The sequence below is a fragment of the Mycobacterium sp. D16Q16 genome (assembly GCF_002013745.1).
Taxonomy (GTDB): Bacteria; Actinomycetota; Actinomycetes; order Mycobacteriales; family Mycobacteriaceae; genus Mycobacterium.
In genome coordinates this window covers 86,172-92,557 of record NZ_MAEY01000027.1, presented here as the reverse complement: position 1 = coordinate 92,557, position 6,386 = coordinate 86,172, and the positions used below count along the sequence as shown (strand labels likewise).

6 protein-coding genes and 1 pseudogene are annotated in these 6,386 nt (G+C 64.2%); 2 read left to right on the top strand and 5 right to left on the bottom strand.

Features of this window, described 5'->3' with window-relative positions:
- The 3 genes and pseudogenes from B4394_RS23305 to ctaC form a co-directional block, all read right to left on the bottom strand.
- Positions 1–425 (bottom strand): annotated as a pseudogene (locus tag B4394_RS23305) (hypothetical protein); the annotation flags it as partial.
- Between the two features lie 238 nt (positions 426–663).
- A complete protein-coding gene (locus B4394_RS23300) occupies positions 664–1,083 on the bottom strand; it encodes a cytochrome c oxidase subunit 4 (protein ID WP_078312640.1) in 420 nt (139 codons plus the stop codon).
- A gap of 15 nt (positions 1,084–1,098) precedes the next feature.
- On the bottom strand, positions 1,099–2,169 hold the full coding sequence (ctaC, locus tag B4394_RS23295) for an aa3-type cytochrome oxidase subunit II (RefSeq protein ID WP_139360406.1): 1,071 nt from the start codon (positions 2,167–2,169) through the stop codon (positions 1,099–1,101).
- 172 nt (positions 2,170–2,341) lie between these two features.
- Between ctaC and asnB the strand changes: the two genes are divergently transcribed.
- On the top strand, positions 2,342–4,270 hold the full coding sequence (asnB, locus tag B4394_RS23290) for an asparagine synthase (glutamine-hydrolyzing) (RefSeq protein WP_078316411.1): 1,929 nt from the start codon (positions 2,342–2,344) through the stop codon (positions 4,268–4,270).
- Here the strand turns inward: asnB and B4394_RS23285 are convergent.
- Positions 4,267–5,238: a carbohydrate kinase family protein gene (locus tag B4394_RS23285; protein WP_078316410.1), complete on the bottom strand. Its 972-nt coding sequence runs from the start codon at positions 5,236–5,238 to the stop codon at positions 4,267–4,269. The two genes, asnB and B4394_RS23285, sit on opposite strands and share 4 nt — an antisense overlap.
- 152 nt (positions 5,239–5,390) lie before the next feature.
- On the opposite strand from B4394_RS23285, the gene B4394_RS23280 reads away from it, so the two are divergent.
- Positions 5,391–5,933, top strand: coding sequence for an Rv0361 family membrane protein (locus tag B4394_RS23280; protein WP_078312637.1), 543 nt, complete (start codon positions 5,391–5,393; stop codon positions 5,931–5,933).
- Here the strand turns inward: B4394_RS23280 and B4394_RS23275 are convergent, their stop codons facing one another.
- Positions 5,934–6,299, bottom strand: a complete 366-nt coding sequence (locus B4394_RS23275) for a HesB/IscA family protein (RefSeq protein ID WP_078312636.1) — start codon at positions 6,297–6,299, stop codon at positions 5,934–5,936.
- Positions 6,300–6,386: the final 87 nt, after the last annotated feature.

The following is a 6,386-nucleotide window of genomic DNA, read 5'->3' as shown; positions in this document are numbered from 1 at the left end:
GTCGTCACCGGTGGAGGAGGCGGCGGGGGCGTGGTGGTCGTGATGATCTCGTTCCACGGCGTCGTGCTCGGGGTCGGCGTCACCGAGGTGCTCTTGGCGGCTCCAGTCGTCTCGTCCGAGCGCCCGGCTACCAGCAGCGCGACGGAGGCGACCAGGGTGATCGCGGCGATGATCGCCGCCACCCCGACGACCCACGGCCACCGCGGCGGAGGCGGCTCGTCGCCATCGACCAGCTCGGTGTCGTATTCGTCGTACGGCACGTACGGGCTGGTGAATTGCTCGGATTCGGGGGCCGAGTACGCCTGAGAATGAAACGCGGCGGAATCCGCCCCGGAAGAGTCAGCAGCCGCGGCGTCCGCATTCGGACCGTCCAGATCCGGAACTTCCCCGGGAGTCCCCGACCCTGGGTTGTCCGTCCCACTCATCTACACAAGTTCCTTTTCGTCACTTCCCGCTCCCCGGCGGGCTACCTGCCTGAGGCGCCATGGCAACGATAGCCAAAGCCATCCGGGGCGACGAAACCCGACGGCCGCAAAAACCAAACTGACCACCGGATTGTTATCGAAAACGTGAGAGTGCACACGGAGATGTCACACCAGTCACGGGAGTCTCGCGGCAAAGCACGAGCACGACCGTGAGACACGGCGCGAAAGACACGATGAGTTAGTGCTTCTCTGGCCCGACGTGGTACTCGAAGACCAGACCGGCGACCGCGCTGAGCACGAACACCGCACCGGCGGCAATCAGCCACGGCAGCCACAGCGCCACACCCACAGCGGTGGTGGCGGCGGCCAGCGCGATCATGATCGGCCACCAGCTGTGCGGGCTGTAGAAGCCCAGCTCTCCGGCGCCGTCGGCGACCTCGGCGTCCTCGTAATCCTCGGGCCGGGTGTCCAGGCGCCGAGCCACGAAGCGGAAGAAAGTCGAGATGATCAGCGACAGACCCGTGGTCATCACCATGGCAGTGGTTCCTGCCCACTCCACACCGCCGTTGGCGTACAGGGCGGTGAGTACTGCGTAGACCACGGTGGCCAGGGCGAAGAATCCGGTGAGGATCTCGAAGAGACGGGCTTCGATATGCATTCTGCGCTCCCTCGCCTAGTTCTTCGCCGCGTTGTTGTCCGCCGGCGCGAGCTCGCCGCGGCGGCCATCGAACGGTCTGGTGGTAATCGAGACCGGCGACTGCCCGATCGACGCCAGCGCCTCGGCGTTGGTCTTACCCGCCTTGCGCGCTTCCAGATAGAACTTGAAGTCATTGGGGCTGACCACGCGCAGCTCGAAGGCCATCATCGAGTGGTACGTGCCACACATCTCGACGCAGCGACCCACGAACGCGCCTTCCTTCAGGATCTTGCTGACCTGGAAGACGTTGTCGGAGTTGTTGGCCTTGGGCTCGGGCATCACGTCGCGTGTGAACAGGAACGGGACCACCCGGAACGAGTGGATGACATCGGCCGAGGCCAGCTGGAACTCGACGCTCTTGCCGCTGGGCAGCACCAGCACCGGGATCTCCGAAGAGGTTCCGACGGTCTCGATCTTGTCGAAGTTCAGGTAGGTGCGGTCCTCACGGTTCAAGCCGCGCACCGGGCCGACGATCTCCTTGCCGTGCGCGTCCTTGCCCTCGGGCTTGGAGCTCATGGCCTTCTTGCGCTCCGGATCGGCGCCCTCGTAGTTGAGGCTGCCGTCCTTGAACGCGACCTTCTGGTAACCGAACTTCCAGTTCCACTGGAAGGCGGTCACGTCGACGACGACCTCAGGGTTCGGGTCCTTGTGCATGACCTTGTTCTGCACCACGACGGTGAAGTAGAAGAGCACCGCGATGATCAGGAAGGGCACCACCGTCAGGATCAGCTCTAGCGGCAAGTTGTATCCGAACTGGCGCGGGAACTCGGTGTCGCCCGGCTTGTGCCGGTGGAACGCGACGGTCCAGAAGGTGAGGCCCCACACGATGACGCCGACGACCAGCGAGGCGACGACAGCCCAGGTCCACAGCGGGGCCATGTAGTCGTGGGCCTCCGGGGTGATGCCCTCGGGCCACCCGAACCGCAGCACTTCCTGGACGCTACAACCGCTGAGCAGGAAGCTCGCCGCGCCCAACAGCACCGCAGTGGCCAGCAAGGACGGCCGTGAGCCGGACCGTGCCCGAGCCTTTTCGCCCACGTGGCTCATCGGTGACGTCACGTTTTGCAGCCTCCTGTTTCGGTCCAGAATCCATCGCTGACCAGTGGCAGCAATCGAATACTACGCAGCGTAGACCACGCGGTCGCATCAGGGACGCGACGGGGCCGGTGTCGGGACCATGGTCCCGTGATAGGTCCGGTGATGTTGCATACTTGGCCGCGTGTGTGGACTGGTGGCGTGGCTGGGACCGCCCGGGTCTTCCCTCGAATCTCATAGCCCCGCGGTAGACGCGGCGATGGTGCATATGCGCCATCGCGGCCCCGATGAACCCGGGATTTGGCACGACGAGAACGTACTCTTCGGCTTCAACCGGCTTTCGATCATCGACATCGCGCATTCACATCAGCCGTTGTGCTGGGGACCGGCGGACGCCCCCGACCGCTACGTGCTGGTCTTCAACGGCGAGATCTACAACTACCTGGAGCTGAGGGAAGCGCTCAGGTCCGATTACGGCGCCGTTTTTGCCACCGAGGGCGACGGTGAGGCGATCCTGGCGGCCTACCACTTCTGGGGTCCGGACGCGCTGCACCGGCTGCGCGGCATGTTCGCCTTCGCGATCTGGGACACCGTGGAACGCGAGTTGTTCTGCGCGCGAGATCCTTTCGGCATCAAGCCGCTATTCATGGCGACAGGCCCTGGCGGCACCGCACTGGGCAGTGAGAAGAAATGCCTGCTGGATCTGGTGGACCAGCTGGGCATCGGGACCGAGCTGGACCTGCGGGCGCTGCAGCACTACACGACGCTGCAGTACGTTCCGGAGCCCGAGAGCCTGCACACCGAGATCAGGCGCCTGGAGTCCGGTTCGTATGCCCGCATCTCCCCCGGCCAGGAACCACGCGTCACGCGCTACTTCCCGGCCCGGTTCTCCGTCACGCCGTTCACCCGCGCGACCCGTCAGGCCCGGTACGACGAGATCACCGAGGTGCTCTCCGACTCGGTAGCCAAGCACATGCGGGCCGATGTCACGGTGGGATCGTTCCTGTCCGGCGGTATCGACTCGACTGCCATCGCCGCGCTGGCGATCCGGCACAACCCGAAACTCATCACCTTCACGACCGGCTTTGAGCGGCAAGGCTATTCCGAGGTCGACGTGGCGGTGGAGTCAGCCGAGGCAATCGGAGCCCGGCATGTGGTGAAGGTGGTCAGCCAGGAGGAATTCGTCTCCGCGCTGCCCGAGATCGTCTGGTACCTGGATGATCCGGTGGCGGATCCGTCCCTGGTACCGCTGTTCTTCGTGGCCCGGGAGGCGCGTAAGCACGTCAAGGTGGTGCTCTCCGGCGAGGGCGCCGACGAACTCTTCGGCGGTTACACGATCTACCGGGAGCCGTTGTCGCTCAAACCTTTCGAATACTTGCCCGGCGCGCTGCGACGTGGTGCCGCGCGGCTCTCCGCCGCGATCCCGGACGGGGTACGCGGCAAGAGCCTGCTGCACCGTGGGTCAATGACGCTGGAGCAGCGCTACTACGGGAACGCTCGTAGCTTCGATGACGAACAGCTGCGCGCGGTGCTGCCGCACTATCGCCCGGAATGGGGTCACCAGGACGTCACCGCCGCCCTCTACGAGCGATGCGCGGGCTGGGATCCGGTGGCGCGCATGCAGTATGTGGATCTTTTCACCTGGCTGCGCGGCGACATTCTGGTCAAGGCCGACAAGATGACGATGGCGAACTCGCTGGAGCTGCGAGTGCCATTCCTGGATCCCGAAGTCTTCAAGGTGGCCTCGCAGCTGCCTTACCGCGAGAAGATCACCCGGGAGACCACCAAGTACGCGCTCCGCAAGGCACTGGAACCCATTGTGCCGGCTCATGTTCTGCACCGGACCAAGCTCGGCTTCCCGGTACCCATCCGGCACTGGTTCGTCGACGGACTACTGCACGACTGGGCCCGCGAGATGCTGGCGACCACGCAGGCTGGACACCTGATCGATGTGCCTGCCGTCGGCCGGATGCTCACCGAGCACGCCGCCGGGGTCAGCGATCACAGTCGCAGGCTGTGGACGGTGCTGATCTTCATGCTGTGGCATGCGATCTTCGTCGAGCAGTCGGTGCGGCCGAACATCCAGGCGCCGCACTACCCGGTGCAGCTCTAGAGAGCGGCACCGATCTCGTCGGCTGCTTCCTGGCCATACGCATCGGCGAGGCGGGCCCGCGCATCATCGTGCGCCCATACCCATTCCTGGGTGCCGACAGTTTCCAGAACCAGCGTGGCCACAAGCGATCCCAGCTGTGCCGAACGCTCCAGGTTCAGGCCGGCGCTGCGACCGGTGAGGAATCCGGCACGCCATGCGTCACCGACACCGGTCGGGTCGACCTGCCCCTTCTCCGGGACCACGCCCACCTTGAGGGACGTGCCGTCCTTCTCGACGATCTCGACGCCGTTGGGGCCCAGGGTTGTGATCCGCAGCTCGACACGCTCACGCACGTCGGCCTCGGTCCACCCGGTCTTGGACAGCAGCAGATCCCACTCGTAGTCGTTGGTGAAGAGGTACTTGGCGCCACCGACGAGTTCGCGGGCCTGCTCGCCCGAGAGCCGGGCCAGCTGCTGCGACGGGTCGGCCGCGAACGGCAACCCCAGGCTGCGGCATTCCTGCGTGTGCCGGAACATGGCGTCGGGGTCGTTGGCTCCAATGATGACCAATTCCGGTGTCCCGGTGCGCGATACGACATCGGCAAGCGAGATATCGCGGGCTTCGGACATCGCACCCGGGTAGAAGGACGCGATCTGCGCCATGTCCTGATCGGTCGTGCAGACGAAACGCGCGGTATGGGCGGTTTCGGAGATCAACACCGCGTCGCAGTTGACGCCGTGACCCTCAAGCCAGGATCGGTACTCGGCGAAGTCCGCACCCACGGCACCCACCAGAGCGGGCTTGCCACCAAGCACACCGATAGCGAATGCGATGTTCCCCGCGACGCCACCACGACGGATTTCCAGATCGTCCACCAGGAAGCTGAGGGACACCTTCTGCAGGTGCTCGACCAACAGCTGTTCGGAGAACTTCCCGGGGAAGTTCATCAGGTGGTCGGTCGCAATGGATCCGGTGACGATGATGGACACGCGTGAGACCCTTCGTAGGATTCGGGCAGATTGGGTAGGTCGAGAGACAACCCCAGAAGCTTACCTAGCGTAACTGTTCGGGTAGTTGTATCCGATTGCTAGCCTGGATTGTTGGGGAGTGAGAACCGGGGAAACGAAATTCAGGAGAGTCCATGGCTGAACCAGGTTATTCGACGGTGCCCTACCCTGGTTTGCCGCCCATGCCGCCTCCGGTCGACTACCCCGAACGGAAGCGCAAGCTGCCCTCATGGCTGGCGCCGGCCGCCGTGGTGGCGGCGCTGGTGGTGCTGGCACTGCTGCTCGGATTTCTGACCAAGAATTCGGGGGTATCCCACCGGCCCAGTGAAGCGAAGATCGAACAGACCATCCAGGGCTACCTGGACGCGATGGCCAAGCTCGACATCGTGACGCTGGCACGCAACGCCGGCTGCGGCCTGTACGACGCGGTGCGCGACAAGGACACCGACGACTCGATTGTGCGCGCCAACGCTCAACAGTTTGTGGCGACGTTCGGAACAGCGACAGTGAAGTCGATCGACAAGGTCGTCTACTTCTCCGAGTACCAACTCAAGGTGTTGTTCACCGCGACGAGCCAGAAGCGAAAGGACGCTCCACAGGGGCAGGCCGAGCTACTGATCAACGAGGGCAAGATCTACGTCTGCTCCGCGTACATGCGCGGAGCGAACGCGTTCTGATCAGTTGAAGGAATCGCCGCAGGCGCAGGAGCCGGTGGCGTTCGGGTTGTCGATCGTGAAGCCCTGCTTCTCGATGGTGTCGACGAAGTCGATCGAGGCACCCTGGATGTACGGGGCACTCATCCGGTCCACGGTGAGCTTCACACCGTCGAACTCGCTGACGAGGTCACCGTCGAGGGTGCGGTCATCGAAGAACAGCTGGTACCGCAGACCCGCGCAACCACCGGGCTGGACGGCGATGCGCAGCGACAGGTCGTCACGCCCTTCTTGATCCAACAGCGCCTTGGCCTTGATGGCGGCGGCATCGGTCAAGACGGCACCATGGGTCTCGGTAGAGGTGGCAGTCGATTCGTCTTGCACAGTCATGTGGGATCTCCCCTGCGTCGAAGCTCTCGGGTGGACGTCCGTATCGGAAACGTCTAGTGACCTCAACGGTACCTCGTCTGCGGCTAT